A 19,844-nucleotide genomic window follows, 5' to 3' on the forward strand; every position below is an offset into this window, starting at 1 on the left:
GAAGAATTTATTACTTCACGAAACTCTATCGGATTTTGAACATGAGATTGCAGGTTGAATTCAACCTGCCCCATTCTTCCAGTTTTTTTGAGGTGAAAAAGTTCGCAGTTGTACAAATTAAAACTTGATTGTGCATTTATGTACGACGCATCACTGCTGTCCAAGATAACAGGAAGCGTCTTAGACGAACGTTGATCTGACAGGGCATAGTGCGTCGTTCCCGTGCATTGACGGAACGGGTTGGTCGGTTCCGAGTTATGCGAAGAGCAATCAGCTGTCCAAGTCAAGCGAAGACCAGCTCCAGTTGTGAAGTGGGTGGCGTTTCCGGTGCCTGGAAAGGATCGTTGATCCACTTCCATAAGTCGCGATAGACGAACAGTTGCTGGCGCAACAGAACCATGAAGTTGGACAAGTGCCACCCGAAGGTCGACTTCATGTGCAGGATCTTGACCAGCAGCATGGCGATCAGCGCCGTCCAGATCTGCGTCTTCAGTGCGTTGGCCGAGGTGCCGACGAAGGTCTTTACCTTGCAAGACTGCTTCAGGGCCTTAAAAAACAACTCGATCTTCCAGCGATTCCTGTAGATCTCAGCAACGGTGGCAGCGGCCAGTTTCATATTGTTGGTCAGGAAGACCAGGGTACGCTGCTGCTCTTCGTCGAAGAACTCGATACGGCGCATCATGGGTGGGTTGTCGTTCTCCGCGGCCTGCTGCGTCATGCAGATGATCTGATCGCTCACCAGTCCCTTGCGCTGGGGAAGATCCAGATCCTCAACTTCGATGATGTCCGCATTCGTCTTCAGGCGGGTGACGAAGTAAACACCCTGCAGGGTCAGCCGCTCGAACCAGTTGTAGTCGGTATAGCCGCGATCGAAGACCAGGATGGTGCCGGGCGGGAACTCCCACTGGCGAGTCACGGTAACTTCATGCTGCTTGCCGTCGGTGATGACCCCGTAGCAGGGCAGCAGGCCGTCGTGATCGAGCATCAGATGCAGCTTCACTGCTCCCTTGGTACGCCGGAACTGCGCCCAATCGAAGACCGAGGCGCACAGTTCGATGGTGGTCGCATCGATCGACAGCAGCTTGTTCTTGAAGCGGAACTTGTGCCGGACGCCTGACTGTTGGGCCTGAGTGCGGGCGACCTCCAACATCTGATAGAAGAGATCCTCGAACAGTGCGCTGGGGCGATGGGCGTTGGCATAAGCCAAGGTCGAGCGCTTAGGAGCGGCAGGCAAGCCCAGGTGACGCAGTTTGCCTTCGCTGGCGGCCAAGCCGTTGGTGATGTCACGCAAGCTGTTGACTGAACCCAACTGACAAAACAACATCGCCACCAACTGGCCCCAACAAGTGAAGCCTTTGGCATTGCGTTCGGCTTCATCCTTGCGAACGGCGGAATCGAAATCGGCGCGTGGGATCAACTTCAAGACTTGGGAGAAAATGCTGCATACTATGGACAAGGCTGCGTCCTCCTCTGACGGTCAAGTTCTAGACAAACCCAACCTATCAGATCGATGCAGCCTTACCTCCATACCAGACTTACTGCTGAAACTCCTGTTTTGGACAACAGTGACGACGCATAAAGTACAGGAATACCGCTCTCTCCGCTTCAACCCAATTGATCGATTGTTCTGATGTGGGATTGTCATTCGAGCAGAATGGAAGTCCCGGAAAGCAGAGCGTGCAGTCATCAAAGCGATGCTCGTATGGAGTGAGCATCGCTGACTGAGTTTGTTTCATGCTGAAATGAAAGACGTGTGCCTACTGCTGTTGCTTCTTGTCAACCAGTCTGTAGTCCTTGTAATTGATGCTGTATTTCTCCATGCGCAGGCCTAATATCCTGCGCGTCAAGCCAAGATCCTTTGCCGCCTCTGACATGTTTCCATCGTGTGTTTTCAATGCATCCACAATCATCTCGTATTCAACAGCAGCCATTCTGGCGCTGAGCCCACCCTTTTGCGTGGCGCCAGGCAGAACTGTTGTCTGCAGAGATGGTGGCAGATCATAACCATGAATGACGCCGTCCTCCGAGAGGATCGTTGCCCGCTCAATCACGTTTTCGAGTTCGCGGACATTGCCCGGCCAGTGGTAGCTCATCATCATATTCAATGCCGGAGTGGATATCCTTTTTACATTCTTGTGATTCTGATCGGAATATCGAGCAACGAAATAATCAGCGAGCGCAACGATGTCGGCACCGCGCTCGCGCAATGGGGGAACTATGATAGGGAAGACATTGAGTCTGTAGTAGAGGTCTTCACGAAACTTCTGCTTACTCACCATGTCTTCCAGATCGCGATTGGTAGCGGCAATAATACGAATGTCTACCTTGATTGGTTTGTTGGCCCCAACCCTCTCCAGTGTCTTTTCCTGCAAGACGCGCAAAAGCTTTGCCTGCGCCGACAAGGGGAGCTCGCCAATTTCATCGATAAATATGGTTCCACCATCAGCCTCTTCAAAACGCCCTTTGCGCTGTCCTGTCGCACCGGTGAATGACCCTTTTTCGTGTCCAAAAAGCTCACTCTCAATCAAGCTTTCAGGCAAGGCCGCGCAGTTGAACTGAACAAATGGGCTCTTGGGATCCAGACCGGAATAGTGAATGGCGCTGGCAACAAGTTCTTTTCCGACCCCGCTCTCGCCCAGCACGAGAACTGTTGTTCTTGCTTTTGCAACCTTTTCTATTAGGCCATAAACATCGCGCATGACCTTACAATTACCAACAATATTCGAAGGCTTGAAGCGGTCCTTCAACGCGTCTTGCAGACGTTTATTCTCGCTGATTAGCGATACTTTCACGAAATTCTCAACCAGATAGAGTTCCACTGTGTGGGCCATTAAGGATGCAACGATACCCAGCAGTTCAGCATCCAGCTTCAGCAAGACATCATTATCGTATTTGCGTTCTACGCTGATTGTTCCCAGGACCTTCTTGCCGCGCTTGATAGGAACGCAAAGAAAAGATAGGTCTTTATCTTGATCTGTGTGCGTACGCGTCAGATTGAGAAAGTCCTTGTCGTCGCCAATGCGCGGCACAATCATGGTAGTGCCCGAGTCAACCACTTTCCCTGTAATGCCTTCACCAAAGCGATAAATTCCGCGTGCTTCCTGTTCCTCGGTAAGGCCAAAGCTTTCATGTATGTAAACCGTTCCTGCCTGGCGGTCACAAAGGCTTACTGTGCCGCGAACGACATTCATATACTTTTCCATGATGCGCAACAGAATCTGGACAGTATTCGCTAGGTCCGCACTTTCGGAGATCACCTGACTCATTTCATGCAAAGATGGCCATGCCTGAATTCGACATTCGCCGGCCAGACAAATCCAGCTTTTCTCTTCTACACTCTCCATTACTTCTTCCCTTGCTGGCCACCCTGTTGCGAGTGGCTCTCGATCGGCGTTGCATTGCTTTGGGATTGTTGAGAACTAGATGCAAATGCGATGAGGGTGAAATACACCATGAGACCAGTATTAATAGAGGCCCGTAAAGATCTTATAAGGGATCCTGCATTCCTCCCACACGGAACGCAGTCCAAGTGCCCTGTTCCACATGAACGACAAGTACATTCGAGCATTTCAGGCCGACCAGATGTTTCTCAATCTCACTGTCGGCCCAACTTCGGCGACGATCTTCCCTTTCGCTCACTGTACTGTTCCTTTTCAGCTCGGAGCAGAGATTTTCTCAGGAAGCCTTGCCTAAATCGGTGATGGAATCGATGAGAACAGTCACGGCACCCCGCTTTGCTACGCGGTGAAAATGCCGCAATTCATCCTGTGTGGGTGGCGCTTTGCTGGTCAAATAGTGAGTTCGAACAGAGAGAAGTATCTTTCGGGCTTCTTCCGGATCTACGGGAATTCCCATCTCGTTGTAGGCCCATTGCACGGTCGCTGCGCCCGAATGTTTTCCAAGTACAATTTCATGAACACGGCCAAGAACGGCAGGGTCCAGAAATTGATAGTTCATCGGATCACGCAACAAGCCGCTGACGTGAATCCCGGATTCATGCATGAAAATGGCAGAGCCGACAACAGCCTTGTTGACCGAGATCTGTCGCCCCGAGGCCTTGGCAACCAAAGCTGATAAGGTCTTGAATGCACCTGCATTGAGGCCGGTCTCTCTTCCTTCCAGAAGCCGAATTGCAACGGCAACCTCCTCCAGCGGCGCGTTACCAGCTCGCTCTCCGAGTCCATTCACCGTTGTGCTCACATGGGTTGCGCCACCGCGAACCGCCGCAAGCGAATTCGCTGTGGCCAGGCCAAGATCATTGTGAGCATGAATCTCCAGTTCCATTCCAGTCACTTGTCTTAATCGAATGAACCGCTCCAGAGTCGCAAAAGGATCAAGTACACCAAGCGTATCTGCAAATCGAAATCGGATGGCACCAGCACGTTCAGCAATATTCATCAGTTCACACAGAAAGTCCATGTCGGCACGAGAACTGTCTTCGCCTCCAAGAGAAACAAGAAGGCCACTCTGAATGGCTTCTTGGGTTATCCTTTCAGTCTGCTTCAGAACCCAATCGCGGTCACGTTGGAGCTTGTTCGTGATTTGCTGATCGGAGACAGAAACTGACAGATTCACCATGGGGACATGGCAGGAGCACGCAGCATGCAGATCGGCTTCGTGCATACGACACCAGGCAATCAGTCTAGAGGGGAGTTTCAATGCCGCGACCGCACGAATCTCATCCTGCTCGCGCGCACCCATCGCGGGAATTCCAACTTCAATTTCCGGCACGCCGGTTGCAGCCAGAGCGGACGCGATGTGCAATTTCTCGTCCAGCGTAAAAGCAACTCCCGCCGTTTGTTCTCCATCGCGAAGTGTCGTGTCGTTCATGACGATATTGATCGGTGCTTGCGGATTCATTGCGGCATCCTCCTTCCGATGGTTGATCTACACCAGACTGCAATCGTATGAGCGGAACTATTCGCAGCCAGCCTTATCTCCACTGCACGAAGGGCCACAGTGAAAGTCTTGCTTGGCCATGAACATCAGATCGTCGCCTTTGGCCGTCGCGTCCAGCGCCTCATCTATGAGGCCTTCCACAATGCCAACAGTGATGCCATGATGTGCGAAAATCTTTCGCGGCATGGCACCAGCGCCACTGACCAGAATTCCAGAGCAGTCCTTCAGAATCTCAATCATGCTCAACCAGCGTGTCGGCCCACTCGCTTCGCTGGCCACGTTGCGAAGGTCAACAAGTTGTGAACTCTGCGCATCGGGCTTGTAAATGCGAAACGTAGTAGCCGCACCCAAATGCTGATTCACCCTTATGCCGTCTTTGCTGGCCACAGCAATGTAGGGCCTTTCTGCGGTCGTTGTCAGGCGCAGGCGCGGAGAAATGGTCATCGGCAGACCGCACTCGGAATCAATCGTTGCGGACGGAGAGATTGGCACATCCTCGATTACTACGCGCGAGGCAACCTGCAGCAGCTCCATATTCTTCCTTGAATTCTCTTCACCCAGCATTCCAACGGCATCTGCGCGGCAGCGCGAGCAGTGTGTCATCTGCGGCAGATAGCGTACCGCAACAGCGCGTAAGTTCTTGAGTTGATCCCGGTCAGGTTCGGGAACCGCTGCGAATGGCGTTCCAACGGTAGGCAGCAACGGCATGATATTAAGGATCGTTGCACCCAAAATCGAGACCGTTTGCGCCACCTGTTCGATATGTTCATCGTTCATGCCCGGAACATAGATGGTGTTGATCTTTACAATGACACCGGCCTGGACAATAGCCTGAATCGATCTCTGCTGACGATCCCAAAGCATCTCTGCTGCGTCGATTCCTGTGTGGCGAAGGCCATCGACTACCATCCAGTCATAGAACTTTGCGCCAATCTTCGGGTCCACAGCGTTGACGGTAACCGTGACATGCGAGATGCCCAGCGATGCGAGGTCATCCACATAAGGGAGGAGGTTCAACCCATTCGAAGCTAGACAGAGGAGCAGGTGCGGGAACTCGGCCTTTGCCATGCGCAGAGTTTCCAGCGTTTCGCTAGCGCAGGCCATCGGGTCACCGGGCCCGGCAATACCAACCACACTCAGATTTTTCAATTTATTTGTATAGCCACGCAGGTATTCGATTGCCTGTCCTGGACTAAGCACCGCGCAGGTCACACCGGGACGGCTTTCGTTAACGCAACTATACTTTCGGTTGCAATAGTTGCACTGCATATTGCAGCGTGGAGCAACGGGCAGATGAATACGGGCATGAGTATGACGTGCTTCCTGGTTGAAGCAAGGATGATCCTTCAGCGAAGACACTTGAGCCATTGCGCCTGTTTGTACAGAGTTCATTGAGCCTCCTGTGATCCTTATTGAGGTACTGATTTCACGCTGAGGAAGTAAGACCAGCAACGCAGATACAAAACGACCTGACTGCACGGGGATGCCGATAAAAATCGACCATGCAGCCAAGTCAAGAGGATCGCAAACAGAAAATATTGTGAGATTCTCCAGCTACAGTACTGCACTCTCTCCTTGTTCTCTGGTACGAACCCGGATGGCATCCTCTACCGGGCAGACAAAGATTCTTCCATCGCCAATTTGCGAAGTCTGATTGATCTCAATGATTTTCTGTACAACTCGGTCCACATAGTTATCTGGAACAACAATGTTCAAAAGCCGCTTGGGAACGTACTTCATACCTCCTGCATTTTTCTGTAGAAGTATCTCCGGACTGCCGTCCACCAAGACTTCGCCTGCGATGCCGCACTGTTTTCCGCGACCCCGTACTCCTGTCGCTGTCATGCTTGGAAAGCCGATACTTTCGAGTGCGTTCCGAGTTGGTCCGACCTTCCTTGGGCGAATGATGGCAATGATCTCTTTCATCGGTAGCTCCTAGAGTCCTTTGGAACCTGTGCGAACGGTGTATGCTTCATCGACAGCAGTGATAAATACCTTGCCATCGCCATAATTACCGGTGTAGGCCTTATCCTTGATGATGGTGAGAACCGGATCTACATTCTCATCCTCAACGACCATCAATACGAGCGTCTTTGGGAGTTCATCATAGTGAACCGCGCCGAGAGTGATGCCTTTCTGCTTGCCTCGGCCAAACACGTTAACCTGAGTCATTGAGGCGAATCCTGCTTCGGCCAAACCTTCCGAAACGCTGTCGACAGCATCTGGGCGCAATATCGCTCTGATCATCTTCATACTAGTTACTCCCTTTCGTTCGTTGTGAGTCGAAACAGGCTCGCGCGAAGATCTACGCTTCCCCTGCACCTATCTGAGGTTTAAGTCTCACTTCAGAAATTCAAGCACTCGTTGACGTGTCCTGGTCGCGTCCGCTAAGAAGAGAAACCGCCAAGATGAACGATTGACAGGCATCCATCCTTTTCTCTGCATTACATATCAATGTTGCGCGCCTGCGTCCGACCACAATTGCCATCGCCCAACCCCCAGTTATGTGGTTGTCCCAGATAAGAGATGCAGCCGGTTTCGACGTACATGCAATCTCGTGCGCTCTTCTGGTTGTGAGCGTCTTTTCCGGGCGTTGCAATGAAGTGCTGAGTTGGCACTTGGTAAGTGTCTATGCAAGATGGGTGCCAAAGTCGATGTCAAAAAAGGCACAGGGAGCAGAGTCAGACCTTGCGGGCGCTTGCAATGGATGCATCATGAACGAACTAAATAATTAAGGCCGAACGTGCAATATTGAACCAGGGCATTGGAATCGGAATTCGGTCAACAGACCATATCTGATTTTGTTCCCCAAAGTACAGAAAATTACGGGAATGTCCAAAAATGTACAATTTCGCGTGAGAACGTTCTACACTTTGCCCAAGTAAGCGACTGTAGTTAGCAAGCAAGCGCTGCGAACCCAGATTCAAGCATGAATTGCTCCGATCTGTGGAGTCGGGTCAAAGCCTAGCAGCTTCACTCCAGATTGGCCGAAACACTCTTAACGATCCTGGCGGAGCAAGTCTGTGTCCTTCGCCAGGAAAAGCCGTTCGGCAGGATCAGCAGCGAGTTGCTGAAGCTCGGTAGAGAAGCCGCCTGGAGTAAAGAGAATGTAGCTAGGCTTGTCACGCCAGCGGGCTTCGGGCAGGCTGGCGACTTTAGCTTGTAAGGCGCTCAAATCACTGAGCCTCGTAACCCGTTCTGTGCGCCACTTGCACTCCCCAAAGAGAAAAGTTCCGTTGTCGAGTTCCGCCATGAGGTCAATTTCAGTGCGGCCATCCCGGCTCCAGTACCGCGCCATCTCGCGAACGCTGAGCCCGAGACGCTGTTGCGCGTTCCGTTGAAGCCACTGGCCGCAGATTTCCTCAAAGACCGACCAGCCCATGTAATCGGCTAGTCGTGGCGCTACCTGTGCAGCGTAAACCGTGGCGGGGTCGGAGAATTGCAACGCGCTGGACAGCGGCGCAACAAAGCGATACCAGAAGGTAAGAAAGGGATCGGCGACGCGGTAGATTGCCCTGCGGTCCGAGCGTTCGCCGAAAGGAAGCTCGCGCCGAATCCAGCCCAACTCCAGCAATGTGCGCAGGGATGACGAAAGCGCTCCGCGCTCCACGCCGATCAACTGCTGAATGCGATTGAATTTTGTTTCGCCGCCAGCAATCGCCGCCAAGATGGCATTGTACGGAGCCGGGTCCCGGATTTGTTCACTGCCCAGCAGGAACCGCACTTCGTTTTCGAGGATTGCGCGAGGCTGCATCAGCAGCGTAACAATCTCCTCAGCGGGAGGGCGCGACGTGTCTACCAGCGCGTGGTAACGCGGTATCCCGCCAAAGACGCCATACATCAACAGTTTCTCGACCACGCCATAGTGGGAGCTGTTTGCGTAGAATGCTGCCACGTCCTCGTAGTGGAGCGGATCGAGGTGAAAGATGCCAGCATTGAAGCGCCCGAACAGCGGAGCACTCTCTTTTCCGAGGGCAGCCATAGCCGAGAGTTGAGACCCGCACAGGACCGCGAATAGAGGAGAATGCACCCCCTCGCGGTCCCACCATGCTTGCAGAATGGAAGGCAACTCCGGAGTTTGGTCCACCAGATAAGGGAACTCATCAAGGATCAGAGCAAAACGGCCCGCGCTCTTCTTTCGTGTCTGGGATTGCTGCGAAGCGTAGCGAAGAAGAGCGTTCCAGGAAACAGCAATTTCTTCAGGGGCAACCCCCTCGGAAGGCAGGGCCGCAATCAGTTGACGGGCCAGGGTCAGCCGCTGTGTGGCGGCTGTAGACTGTTCAGCCAGAAAGTAGCAGTGAGGCTTTTCCCGCTCGTCCCCGCTTACGCCCGCCGTGAAGTAGCGTTGCAAAAGGAAGGTCTTGCCCAACCGCCTGCGTCCATACAAGAGAAGCATTTGCCCACCGGCCCCATGGCGCTTCCAGGCGCGATCCAAGGCCGCAAGTTCGAGCGTTCGATCATAAAACGGATCAGGTTTGATGGTTGTGCCGGGCATGGTTTGGAAACGCCTTTCCTGTTAGTTTTTGATTATGAGCTGTCACTTTATAAACTGTCAACTCATAAAGAGGCATTATTTAGCGTGCAATGGGAGCCCGGGGGGACGTCTGCTGATTGCTCGAAATGTCTGGCATGAGCGATAGAGAACCTTTCTATCGCTCACGGTCTGCGCCAGTTTTTGCAGTTGCCTGTATATGGTGCGGCCTCTTTGCCTCGCCGACCGGCGCGGCATCTTGTTGTGGTGCTGGAGCCGGAACGGCTTGTCCGGGCGTCGGAGTTGCCGTCGCTACGGGAGCCGAATCCCGGCAACCTTGTATCTCGATACCGCCAAACAGTCCGACCAACATCGCGGCCCCAGCAATTAGCGGAATCCAGATGCGCAGCAGATCGCTTTTCCATTCATGCAAGAGCGTGTCAACCGTCTTTGCCCGGCTTTCCAGAGAGTACGTGAGGCGATTGTTGGCATACTCCACCTGAGCGACAATGCCGCCATGTGAATCCGATAGATTGCGCAGAGCAGTTGAGAGTTCCTTCTGTGCGCTCGTCATGGCCGTGCTAGTGCCTTGCAGCGCTTTTACCGTGTCCGGCACACCTGATTGGAGAAAATGTTGACGCAGGCTTTCGCCAAGCATCTTTGCAATTTGCTTGGGGTCGAGTCCAGCTTCAATCTCACCGGGCAGTCGAACAATCCGCGACTCCAACTCGTGGACATAGCCAAGCATCTTCTGCTGCGCTTCGTCTGAGAACTGCCGATGAAGTTCCAGCAACTCCTGAAAGCGTTCCCGTTCGTCGGCAATATCTTTCGGCGTGTGACGTGTAAGCAGCACCAGAATACCCATCGCTTCGAGAATGCGCAGCATTTCATCGTCGGGGCTGAGTGTGCGTGTATGTGCGAGCACCCGATAATATGCGGCCTGCAATTCTTCAGGGGCAAGGCGGGCGAGAGAGTCGAACAGTGTCGGCTCTCCCGCCGTGATAACTGCGACTTTGGAAGGGACCGGGCCCGTATTCATGGCAAGAACACCTGCCTTGCCCGGTCGAATTCAGAGAAGAGCCGCCGTCTATAGCTCTGGGCGCGCATAACGAGAGAGGCCCTCTTCAACTCATCTACGTCGGCCTTGCGGTCTGCAACTTGTCCCAATTGGATTCCATGTTGCCGGACAGGGTTTTCAAGTTCCGCAAGCCGAAACTCCATCTGCAAGATTTCCGGAGTGAATGCTTCGCGGAAGCGATTTGCCTGTTCAGTGGACCTCCAGTATGTGAAGTCTGCCAAGGCGCTTGTAGCGTTTTCGACGATGACATATTCCACCCGATCCTGAAGGCGGCTTGCCCAGGCAAGGACGCTTTCAACGCTCGCCGGGTCCGGCGTGACCACACCGACTGCCGTAAAGCGGACGCCAGTTGCAGCGACATCTTCGTACATCGACTCGAACCAATCGGCAGCCACCTGTCCGGCACCGGCCCCCATATCGGCAAGAATGATGGGCGTACCCCCGTCGAGATGATCGACGAAGGCATCGAGACCCGCAGGCGTGTGAATGTTGACCTTGGTGACCGTGTCATTGAAAAAGTGTTTGAGAGAGCCACGCGCCTTATTCTCAGTATCGAGATCGAGCAGCGTAACAGGAATCTCGTTCAATGCGAACCACTCGGCCAAGGAGACGATGACGCCAGTTTTGCCGACGCCTCCTTTGCCACCCATGGTAAAGACAACACGCTTTGAAAATGCCGTCATTGCTCACCTCCGTTAACTCTCAGTGTCAGAGGTTCGTTTTCACGGAAGACGAACCGGGCAGTTTTTGGATTCCGCGTCGCAGGCGTAGCCTTGAGGATGAAAATGCGGTCAAGTACCGGCAGTTCTGCCGTGGCAAGCTGGGCTGGCGGCAGTTCGAATTGTGTGCGCTTGCGATGCTTGGCGCGAACCTTCACGAAGGAATGCAGAGTGCTCGGAGCAACATACAAGCCAAGGCGCTCCTGAAACAGGTGGGCAACCTCACGGTACGTCCGCCCCTTACGGCGCAGTTCACGGATCAGTTCGCGGTGGGGTTCCAGTTTAGAACGGGACGACTTGGACGGTAGAGATTCGAGAATTGTTCGAAGATCTGGTTCCATTCGATTGGCTCCAGAACACTTCGCAAATCATGGTCCGATAACAGTCCGATAACCCGCTCCAACTATGCCTAAAAGTGCCTTACTGCGCTATCCATGCCGTCTAGTTTCAATAAGTTACGAGACGGATGACCACTTTCACGGCGATAACACGGGTTCAAATCCCTTGCCAACCTAGCCGTGACACGTCCGTCGAATGGAAACGTTTTGCGGGTCAGTTCCCCACCGGTTGACCCGCATCCCACTGGCTGAAAATTGGTAGTATTTTGGCAGCAAATACCGTCGATTGGGCCGGTTTTTACGTCTCATAAGCATCATTAGATCAACGGCATGGGCTTTCAACCATGACATGACATGGAAGAGGTGCTTGAACTCAATTACACCAAATTCTGCAACACCACCTTAGTGTCGATGACCTCAGTGATCCTTTCGGGATAACTCATAGTCTTTTTCCTGGCATGTCGCTCCCGCCCAAATGGAGGACCAATGTCGAAACGTGATCAGTCGCACTCGGCATGAATTCGATCTGCGCGTCCATGGCTCGCGTAAAGAACTGAGGATGACCGTTGATCTCTCCTTCATAAGAGAATTGCATCGGAGCCTGTCCTGTTGCCAGCACGATCAGACCCTCGTCTGATGCCGTGATATTGAGCAACAACTGGGCGGAGAGCACATAGTCTCCTACAAATTTCGTAAGCTCTGATTTCGCGATTGGCACCGCAACCCTCTGTTTGTCGAGCGTGACCGTTTTTCCGAGTGTCACGTCAAGTAATTTGGCAGCCATTTTATCCGGCGCCTCGCCGCTTACATTGGACAAGACAATAACGGCAATATTGCGAGCAGGAAGATACATCATGTAGCTATTGAAGCCGTCAATGCTGCCGCCGTGCTCAACCACTTCCATGCCATCTTTACGGCTCACAAAAACACCGCAGCCATAGTTTCCTTTAGTGGCTGTCGTCATCTTCTCCAGCGATGATGGAGACAGAACCTTCCCCCCAAACAGGGCTCGTTCCCAGCGCAACAGATCTGCCGTTGTCGAGTACATGGAACCGGTAGACCAGCCCACAGACATCGATAAGGAGCGCACGGGAACAATGCCTTTCGAGCCAGGCTGGTAACCTTCTGCTCTTTCGGGCAAGGTCAGATCGTCGTCATCGAGGCCTGAATCCTTCATTCCGAGTGGTGCCAGAATGCGCTCCTGTAAGAGATCCACATAGCGTCGTCCTGTTACTTTTTCCAGGATCATACCGAGCAATGTGTAATTGGAATTGCTGTATTCCCACTGAGTTCCGGGCGCGAAATTCAGAGGTTTATTTTTGAAAAGTTCGATTTCTTCGGCAGGTGTGCGAGAAACCATCCGCCATTCAAAGTATCGTTGATCGAAGATGAAGTTAGGAATACCCGACGTGTGGTGCAACAAATCAGCAATTGTTATCTTGTCCCACGCAGCCGGAGAGTCGGGCAGGTATTTGCGGATAGAATCATCCACAGAAAGCTTGCCTTCTTCCTGCTCCAGAAGGACCAGGGCTGCGGTGAACTGCTTTGTCATTGAGCCGATCCTGAACTTTACGTCAGGAGAGTTGGGAACATTCCACTCCACAACTGCTTTTCCGTAACCATTATTGAGAAGCAAGTTGGAGTCCTTCGCTACCAGAACAGTACCCATGAATGCGTCGTTCTTGGTAAACGAATTTGCTACTTCATCGAGTCGCTTGTTGATCGCGTTCGTCTCAACAGCCTGCTCTTGAAAGGATAGAGCGGCATTCACGCTTCTTGCGGATCCGATACGCGCTACAGGTGCAATCATGTTGCCAGATTGTGCAAATGTTAGGGCGCAATAAATGAGGTAAATTAAAAGTAAAGCGTAACTGCGTAAACGTCTAAGGCAAAGACCGACCTTGGATCTGTTCATTGGGGCTCCCTCCAACAATAGCTTTCTGCGGTATGCTAAGTGTCCCTAAAGTGCCGACTTAAATTACCTGTAAGATCAACTGCGGCAGGAACCGTCATTCTATTGCCTCCTTTTCTATCGAACAAAATATCAGCGCCAAATCATCGGGTGTTCCTATTCCGCCCTCAAGGCTCGCACGGGTTCAACGGAGACGGCCCGACGAGCGGGAAACATTGCAGCGAGGAATCCAGATATTGCCAGGATCAGTGCGGCTGACGCGAAGATCGCTAGATTATTGGGCATGACATCAAAGAGAAAAGCTCGAATTGAGCGAGCAGCGAAGAATGCTAGAACTCCTCCAGTGATCACACCAATGAAAAGCAGTACAGTTACTCGCTTCATGATGAGAAGAAGAATTCCAACGCGGGTAGAGCCGAGCGCCATTCGCACACCGATCTCTGTTGTCCGCTGGGTTACATCCGATGCCACCAGGCCATAGATGCCGATGCCACTGAGCAGCAAAACAAGAGCAGCGAAAAATCCAGATAGCACGGATAGAAGGCGTTCGCGGGCAATGGAGTCATTGAACTGTACAGAAAAGGCCACCGGCTCAACTTCAGGGCTTGCTGATGCAAATTTGTGCAATACCTTGCTGTAAGCAGCTTTGCCCTCTGCCAAGGTCCGTGCATGAATCACGAAAGACATGGAGAAGAGACGGCTGGTATTGGTTCCAAAAGGTAGATACACGGTGGGTGGCGCGGGCTCGCGGAGGCTTGCATATTTGGCGTCCTCTACGACTCCAATGACTTGGCAGTCCTCTGTCGTCAGTTGACCGGAGTTCATGGAACGAATAAATTGATGCGCCGTTTGTCCAATAGGAGGCGGTATTGAAAAAAGGCTCTTGACGAGAATGTGTAAAGGCCATCGTTTTACGCGGCTTTCTGAAAGGCGACGAGTTGGGTTCTTGTGGCGGCCAGCCGTTGCGCTTTCAGCAGCAGGTAGTTGAGATTGCGGTAGCCGCGTCCGCGTCGCAACAGCGCTTTGATGTTGCCGTTGACTGCTTCGACCACCCCCAGGGGAACCTTTGTTCTGCAGTAGTTCAGGATTCCCTCCAGATGGCGAAGCAGCATGTCGGCCAACTTCTCCATGGGCTTGAGCCGCTGCCAGCGCAACTGATCGATCCAGTTCTTCAGGTAGCGCAACATCGCGCCCTCATATCTGTAGCTCCACAGCCGATCCAGACTTTCCTTGAGCAGGTACGCCTTCATCACGCGCCGGTTCAGCGCAAACAGTTCGTTGAGTTGCTGTTTTTGGCGCGCGGTCAGATGCACCCAGCGCGTCAGCAGCAGCCAGCGCTTGCCCTTGACCAGTTCCCGCGCCGGCCCGCCCTTGCGGAAGAACTCCTGGCGGCGCACCTCATCCACAGCCGCTCCGGCGTGCTTCATGATGTGAAATTTGTCATAGATGATGCGGCAGTTGGGCAGCCACTCGGCGATGCTCTGCTTGAACGGTTCCCACATATCGACGCAGGCAGCCTGCACCGCGCCACGTTGAAAGGGGCTCAGTTGCTTGGCGAAGAACTCGTCGAGCGTTTCCTTCTTCCGCTCCGCGCCGAACCACAGAGGCTCGGCGGTCCCGAGGTTGCTCACCACGGTGATGAACTTTTGCTTTTTGCCCACAAAGATCTCGTCCACACCCATCTGCCGCAAGGCCGGCTTGCGCCGCGACTTTGCCCAACGCGCCAGATACCGCTGATCGATGGCCCGCACCGTGCTCGCCGCCAGACCAAACTGCCGCGCTACTCGGCTGGCTGCGGAGCTTTCGCAGGCTTGGCCTACCGCATCCTCGAAACGCTTGCTGAAGGGCGCTTTGCCAGGAAGCAGCGGCACCTTCTCCGCCTTGACGCCGCAGTCCAGGCAACGAACCCGGTACAGCTCGATCACCACCGTGGTCAGATACTCGAAGCACGGCAGATCGCGCACTTCCCGCTCATAGCTGGCTACCATTTCGCCTGTTGGCCTGCCGCAGCCGGAACAGACCAGCAACTTGTTGGCCCGCTTGCGCCGAACCCAAAGCTTCAGCCTTTTGCCAGGCTCGTCAATCTCATGCCGGTAGACCTTGTAGCCCGGCCATCCCAATACCCGCGTCCAATCGTTGTCGCGCATCGGGAGGAGAATAGCCGATTCCACACCTCAAGCAAAACCCGCGAAAATCACGCTGCCTTACAGATTCCTGCGCAGAGCCAAACTTTCCATGCGAGCTGTTGCATCGTTCCATCTGCGCAGTGCGAAAGAACGAATCGCCGGCATCTCGCGTTCGAGGTCGAGCACGGTGGCCGTGATGCGTGCGCGTGTTCGCTCGCGTGCCTTGTCGAAACCGAGTCCTAGCAAAGAGTGCCGAGTGAGTGGGACCGTGGGTGGAGAAAAACCGTGGAATGGGGAATCGGGTTCCAGTGCCCAGGTGCAAAGATCGCTGAAGAAAGTGCGCACGTCGGTCAGCCAGGAGTGCGCAGTACAGCGCACCTCGTCGCCGGTATCCTTGCCGCGTCTTACGGTCAGCGCATGAGCCATGATGTGGGGGATATACTCGCGCAGGTGGAGTGGTCGCACCTGCGCGGGGCTTGACACCTCGGGGTGTTTTTCCGCGAGGAAGCGCCAGAAGTGCGCGATGGCAATGGTCTTGCCTCTGCGGGTTGTGTAACGATCGCTGACGCGGGCGACATACGTCTCAAGATAGAGAACCATGATCTCGCGGAAGGCTGCGGGTGTGCGCGAGACATCGACGAGTTCGGAAATACTCAGAGGGCTGCGGCGACTATGGCGTGTCGATCCATGCTTGGGTGAGCGTGCAAAGACGCCGAGCGCACACAGCGCTGCATCAAGGACATCGATCCCCTTCGAGTAGTGGGTGGATAGCTCCTTGAGGTCATCATCCTGAATATCGTGCAGCGTCGTATAACCGCGAACCAGCAGCAGGCGCAGTCCGCTCGATACAGCGAGATGTCGGGAGTGAGGCGATGCCCATCGGACGCCGACTGTCGCATCCAGCAACAGTCGATGTTGCTGGACGAGGGCATCATCTTCGGGAAAGCGCATGACCCACTGGTTGACGCGCAGATCGCAAAGCCACTCCATGCTTGGGACGACGATGCGAGCGGGTACAAGAACGCGTGCGCCCCAGGTCCACAGCGTACAAGGTCGGTTGACGCCCTTGGCCCATGCAGGCCAGACCGTCTTCTCGAAGTCGTGCCATCGCTGCTGGAGTGTGATCCCTTGGCCGTGATCGAGTGCGGTTGCGAGATGCCTGCAAACGCTGCGCATCTTGCTCTTGTCTTCACGGCTCAAGCGCAGCGACGCAATGACTTCGTCGGATCGCGAGAGCAATGCAACTCTGTCGTAGGGGCGGTCGGCCAGAGATGGCTTCATGGACGTGGTCTCCTTGTGGGTACTTGGTTGTTCACGGTGTCTTCGAGTTCTGCAATGGTGTCCTCGTCGTAGGCAAAGACGTATCGACGCTCTTCGATGGGAAGAGGCAGTGGTGGACTGGGCGCAGCGTTGAAGCTGGACTTCACCGCTGCCAGAGCAGAGACGAGAGACACTGGATCGACGCGCGTATAGATGTCCGCCGTGGTCGAGATATGTGCGTGGCCGAGGATCTCTTGCGCGACCTTCAGGTTGCCGGTCTGGTCGAGAACGCCTTGTGCGAGCGTGTGCCGGAAGAGATGGGGATGGACAGGCACGCCAGCCTTGCCGCCGATGTAACGCAGCGACGACTCGAACGCCGCATAGGTCAATGGCTTGCCGCGTCCCTTCCGCAGAGCAACCCAGAGCGCTTCGGAGTCTTCAGTCGTGCGGCGTTCTTCCTTGATGTAGCGCTCGTACACGGGCCAGAAATCGTCAGTGACGGGGGCACGATGTTCGTCCCGTGCGCCCTTGAGGCGGACGGCAATCAAGCTACGCTTGCGGTCGATGTCCGACAGCGACATCCCCAGAATGCCATGCCTGCCCGCACTCTCGTTCCAGTCGCCGATCCTCTGGCCGGTGCGGCTAAGCAACGTGAGAATCGCCTTGTCCCGCAGGGATGAGGCCGCATCGATCAGCTTCTGAATGTCTTCAGGTTCCAGACGTTTTGGAACTTCATAGGGCACTCTACGACGAAAGCCATCGCGTTGTCGCGTGCGCGGTGGCAGATCGCGGCCCATCATGCCGTGTCGCAGCTCGCGGTCAAGCAACTTGCCCGATGCGGGGTTGGTGCGGCCACACCACGCGCCGGAGCCGTCTTCAGTATCGCGACGAATATAGAAGTCGAAGAAGGACGCCAACACACTGAGTCGATGATTTACCGTGCGTGCACTTCGCATCTTCGGCGCAGCGCGCGTGGCCACCGCACCGCGTGGCTCGCTCTCCCCGAAATCTGCAATATATCGGCCTACGACCTGACGCGTTACCCGCTCTGGCTCAACACTGTTCGTGTCGATCCATGTGAAGAAATGCGCCAAGCCCAGTGCATACGCACGCTGCGTGTACACGGAACAATCTCTCAGCCTGAGTTGAAAAAGGAACTCATCGCACAACGGCACGGCTCTACCGTCGCCATCACAGACGCAAAAATGTGCGCCGGTCTCATCCGAACTTCGCTTCGCAAGATAAATCGTCATAACAGTCCAAGAATCCATGAACTGCTATCGAGGCGTCCATCCCCGCCACGCGGTGGAGCATGTTGGCAAGCCGTGCCGGGCGCAAATCACGAGATAAGATGTTGCACAGACTGATGGAGCCGAGCTTCCCGCACCCGCCGCAGTCACCGGCGAAGCCGGAGCGCACCTTGACCGGCTTGTCGAATTCGTACAGCAGCAGGGCATCGAGCTTGAATACAACGAGCGCATTGCGCCAGCGCAGGGCGCAAGCTACGGGGGCAAGATCGTACTGCTACCCGGCCAGACGAAGGCCGAGGAGTTCGCAACATTGGTGCATGAGGTCTCGCACGAAATGTTGCACCGCACCGAGCGCCGCACCATGACGACCAAGACGGTACGCGAAACCGAGGCCGAGGCCATCGCATTCATCGTCAGTAGCGCCATTGGCCTCAAGACCGGCAGCGCCAGCGCCGACTATATCAGCCTCTATCACGGCAACGCCGAGTTGCTTACCGAGTCACTCACTGTCATCCAGCAAGCCTCCGCAAACATCCTTGACGCGCTCTTCGCCGAGGAGCCGGAATCCGAACTGGAAAAAGCCAGCTAACCACACCGAGAGCGGGTGCGTTCATCCGTACCCGCTCACCAACTTCATTTCAACCATGAGAGGAGAAACTGCAATGACGAACACATCCGAATATCGCAACCTTCCACTTGCAAGCCTTACAGAGTCGTCCAACAACCCGCGCAGGACTTTTGACGAGGCCGCTCTTAACGAGTTAGCCGAGTCGATCAAAACTCAAGGCATTCTTGCGCCGCTTGTCGTGCGGCCCGTGGGCCAGCACTTCGAGATAGTCGCCGGAGCGCGGCGCTATCGCGCGGCGCATCTGGCCGGACTTGAAACTGCGCCCGTTCGCATCGTCGAATTGACAGATGCCCAGGCACTCGAAACCAGCATCGTTGAAAATCTCCAGCGCCGCAATGTGCATCCGCTTGACGAAGCGCAGGGATTCGCCGCATTGATGCGGCTTGAAGAGCCAAAGTACAGCATCGAGCAGATAGGAGCCAAGGTTGGCAAAAATCCTGTATACGTGGCCGCTCGATTGAGATTGGTAGAACTTGCCCCCGCTGTCGTCGAAGCATTTGCCAAAGATGAAATCGGCGTAGGCCACGCGCTCTTGCTGGCCAAGTTGCAACCGGAGCAACAGGAAGAAGCACTCGCCGCTTGCTATCAGGAGCAGTATGGCGGCACCAACAAAACCAAGCGCATCCTTTTGCCCGTTCGCCAGCTTCAACAGTGGATCGAACACAACATTCTGTTGGAGCTTGCATCCGCACCGTTTTCAAAAGAAGACGCGCACCTTGTACCAGAGGCGGGAGCTTGCCTTGATTGCCCCAAGCGCACCGGACACAACACGTTGCTCTTTGCGGAAATCGGATCAGGTCAGCCAGATAGCTGCTCCGATCCGAAATGCTACGCGGCAAAGGTCGAAGCACATATCCGACAGAGCATCGCAGCGAAACCGAAGTTGGTACAGATCAGCTCCGCCTATGGAGCACAGAAGGACGGCGGTGTAGTGGTCCCGCGCAACAAGTACGTTGAGATTCACACCGAGAAACCGACCAATCCGAAGCAGCGCGACTGGCCGGAGTACAAGACGTGCAAGTTTACCACCGAGGCCATTGTCACCGAAGGCAGCGAAAAAGGCGAGTTGCGCACCTTATGGAAATCTCTCCATAAGGTGCGTTATGCAAAGTGTCTGATTATGCGCAGCGCCGCAAGGTTATAGGCCGTTTGCGCAGGTAGAC

Annotated in this window: 17 protein-coding genes; 2 read left to right on the forward strand and 15 right to left on the reverse strand. The window is 54.4% G+C overall.

Translation table 11 applies throughout. The annotated features are described in order from the left end of the window. Positions 1-283: 283 nt before the first annotated feature. From ACOBR2_RS11215 to ACOBR2_RS11285, 15 genes are all read right to left on the reverse strand, one after another. A complete protein-coding gene (locus tag ACOBR2_RS11215) occupies positions 284-1,456 on the reverse strand; it encodes an IS4 family transposase (protein WP_420236114.1) in 1,173 nt (390 codons plus the stop codon). 301 nt (positions 1,457-1,757) lie between these two features. Further along, a complete protein-coding gene (locus tag ACOBR2_RS11220; RefSeq protein ID WP_420236203.1) occupies positions 1,758-3,344 on the reverse strand; it encodes a sigma-54 interaction domain-containing protein in 1,587 nt (528 codons plus the stop codon). Between the two features lie 331 nt (positions 3,345-3,675). Further along, the gene (gene nifV, locus ACOBR2_RS11225; RefSeq protein WP_420236204.1) at positions 3,676-4,860 is read right to left on the reverse strand and encodes a homocitrate synthase; all 1,185 of its coding nucleotides are present in this window, start codon (positions 4,858-4,860) and stop codon (positions 3,676-3,678) included. Positions 4,861-4,917: 57 nt separating this feature from the next. After that, on the reverse strand, positions 4,918-6,291 hold the full coding sequence (gene nifB, locus ACOBR2_RS11230; RefSeq protein WP_420236205.1) for a nitrogenase cofactor biosynthesis protein NifB: 1,374 nt from the start codon (positions 6,289-6,291) through the stop codon (positions 4,918-4,920). A 162-nt stretch (positions 6,292-6,453) separates the two neighbouring features. Continuing rightward, on the reverse strand, positions 6,454-6,825 hold the full coding sequence (locus ACOBR2_RS11235; protein ID WP_420236206.1) for a P-II family nitrogen regulator: 372 nt from the start codon (positions 6,823-6,825) through the stop codon (positions 6,454-6,456). A gap of 9 nt (positions 6,826-6,834) precedes the next feature. Beyond that, entirely contained in the window at positions 6,835-7,152 is a 318-nt protein-coding gene (locus ACOBR2_RS11240) for a P-II family nitrogen regulator (RefSeq protein ID WP_420236207.1), read from the reverse strand. 745 nt (positions 7,153-7,897) lie between these two features. Next, complete coding sequence (locus ACOBR2_RS11245; protein ID WP_420236208.1) at positions 7,898-9,394, reverse strand: ATP-binding protein; 1,497 nt, start codon at positions 9,392-9,394, stop codon at positions 7,898-7,900. Positions 9,395-9,548: 154 nt separating this feature from the next. Next, positions 9,549-10,409, reverse strand: a complete 861-nt coding sequence (locus ACOBR2_RS11250; RefSeq protein ID WP_420236209.1) for a hypothetical protein — start codon at positions 10,407-10,409, stop codon at positions 9,549-9,551. Next, a complete protein-coding gene (locus ACOBR2_RS11255) occupies positions 10,406-11,131 on the reverse strand; it encodes a hypothetical protein (RefSeq protein WP_420236210.1) in 726 nt (241 codons plus the stop codon). The genes ACOBR2_RS11250 and ACOBR2_RS11255 overlap by 4 nt, the downstream gene beginning before the upstream one ends. Then, a complete protein-coding gene (locus ACOBR2_RS11260) occupies positions 11,128-11,508 on the reverse strand; it encodes a hypothetical protein (RefSeq protein ID WP_420236211.1) in 381 nt (126 codons plus the stop codon). The genes ACOBR2_RS11255 and ACOBR2_RS11260 overlap by 4 nt, the downstream gene beginning before the upstream one ends. A gap of 436 nt (positions 11,509-11,944) precedes the next feature. Then, positions 11,945-13,315 (reverse strand): serine hydrolase, encoded by a 1,371-nt coding sequence (locus ACOBR2_RS11265; protein ID WP_420236212.1) that lies wholly within the window; start codon positions 13,313-13,315, stop codon positions 11,945-11,947. Positions 13,316-13,573: 258 nt separating this feature from the next. Further along, positions 13,574-14,242, reverse strand: a complete 669-nt coding sequence (locus ACOBR2_RS11270; protein WP_420236213.1) for an FtsX-like permease family protein — start codon at positions 14,240-14,242, stop codon at positions 13,574-13,576. 86 nt (positions 14,243-14,328) lie between these two features. Beyond that, positions 14,329-15,564: an ISL3 family transposase gene (locus ACOBR2_RS11275; RefSeq protein ID WP_420236124.1), complete on the reverse strand. Its 1,236-nt coding sequence runs from the start codon at positions 15,562-15,564 to the stop codon at positions 14,329-14,331. Between the two features lie 57 nt (positions 15,565-15,621). After that, positions 15,622-16,824 carry a hypothetical protein gene (locus ACOBR2_RS11280; protein ID WP_420236214.1) on the reverse strand — a complete coding sequence of 401 codons (1,203 nt, stop codon included), beginning with the start codon at positions 16,822-16,824 and terminating at the stop codon, positions 15,622-15,624. Further along, positions 16,821-18,074 (reverse strand): tyrosine-type recombinase/integrase, encoded by a 1,254-nt coding sequence (locus ACOBR2_RS11285; RefSeq protein ID WP_420236215.1) that lies wholly within the window; start codon positions 18,072-18,074, stop codon positions 16,821-16,823. The genes ACOBR2_RS11280 and ACOBR2_RS11285 overlap by 4 nt, the downstream gene beginning before the upstream one ends. Before the next feature lie 292 nt (positions 18,075-18,366). Between ACOBR2_RS11285 and ACOBR2_RS11290 the strand changes: the two genes are divergently transcribed. Then, on the forward strand, positions 18,367-18,642 hold the full coding sequence (locus tag ACOBR2_RS11290; RefSeq protein WP_420236216.1) for a hypothetical protein: 276 nt from the start codon (positions 18,367-18,369) through the stop codon (positions 18,640-18,642). Between the two features lie 73 nt (positions 18,643-18,715). After that, positions 18,716-19,825, forward strand: coding sequence for a ParB/RepB/Spo0J family partition protein (locus tag ACOBR2_RS11295; protein ID WP_420236217.1), 1,110 nt, complete (start codon positions 18,716-18,718; stop codon positions 19,823-19,825). Positions 19,826-19,844: the final 19 nt, after the last annotated feature.

The organism is Telmatobacter bradus, from assembly GCF_048629425.1.
Classification (GTDB): Bacteria; Acidobacteriota; Terriglobia; order Terriglobales; family Acidobacteriaceae; genus Telmatobacter; species Telmatobacter bradus.

Excerpts from the sequence above, each read along its gene's own strand:
- ACOBR2_RS11220 (WP_420236203.1), bottom strand. The coding sequence starts at position 3,344 with ATGGAGAGTGTAGAAGAGAAAAGCTGGATTTGTCTGGCCGGCGAATGT.
- nifV (WP_420236204.1), bottom strand. The coding sequence starts at position 4,860 with ATGAATCCGCAAGCACCGATCAATATCGTCATGAACGACACGACACTT.
- nifB (WP_420236205.1), bottom strand. The coding sequence starts at position 6,291 with ATGAACTCTGTACAAACAGGCGCAATGGCTCAAGTGTCTTCGCTGAAG.
- ACOBR2_RS11235 (WP_420236206.1), bottom strand. The coding sequence starts at position 6,825 with ATGAAAGAGATCATTGCCATCATTCGCCCAAGGAAGGTCGGACCAACT.
- ACOBR2_RS11240 (WP_420236207.1), bottom strand. The coding sequence starts at position 7,152 with ATGAAGATGATCAGAGCGATATTGCGCCCAGATGCTGTCGACAGCGTT.
- ACOBR2_RS11245 (WP_420236208.1), bottom strand. The coding sequence starts at position 9,394 with ATGCCCGGCACAACCATCAAACCTGATCCGTTTTATGATCGAACGCTC.
- ACOBR2_RS11250 (WP_420236209.1), bottom strand. The coding sequence starts at position 10,409 with ATGAATACGGGCCCGGTCCCTTCCAAAGTCGCAGTTATCACGGCGGGA.
- ACOBR2_RS11255 (WP_420236210.1), bottom strand. The coding sequence starts at position 11,131 with ATGACGGCATTTTCAAAGCGTGTTGTCTTTACCATGGGTGGCAAAGGA.
- ACOBR2_RS11260 (WP_420236211.1), bottom strand. The coding sequence starts at position 11,508 with ATGGAACCAGATCTTCGAACAATTCTCGAATCTCTACCGTCCAAGTCG.
- ACOBR2_RS11265 (WP_420236212.1), bottom strand. The coding sequence starts at position 13,315 with ATGATTGCACCTGTAGCGCGTATCGGATCCGCAAGAAGCGTGAATGCC.
- ACOBR2_RS11270 (WP_420236213.1), bottom strand. The coding sequence starts at position 14,242 with ATGAACTCCGGTCAACTGACGACAGAGGACTGCCAAGTCATTGGAGTC.
- ACOBR2_RS11275 (WP_420236124.1), bottom strand. The coding sequence starts at position 15,564 with ATGCGCGACAACGATTGGACGCGGGTATTGGGATGGCCGGGCTACAAG.
- ACOBR2_RS11280 (WP_420236214.1), bottom strand. The coding sequence starts at position 16,824 with ATGAAGCCATCTCTGGCCGACCGCCCCTACGACAGAGTTGCATTGCTC.
- ACOBR2_RS11285 (WP_420236215.1), bottom strand. The coding sequence starts at position 18,074 with ATGGATTCTTGGACTGTTATGACGATTTATCTTGCGAAGCGAAGTTCG.
- ACOBR2_RS11295 (WP_420236217.1), top strand. The coding sequence starts at position 18,716 with ATGACGAACACATCCGAATATCGCAACCTTCCACTTGCAAGCCTTACA.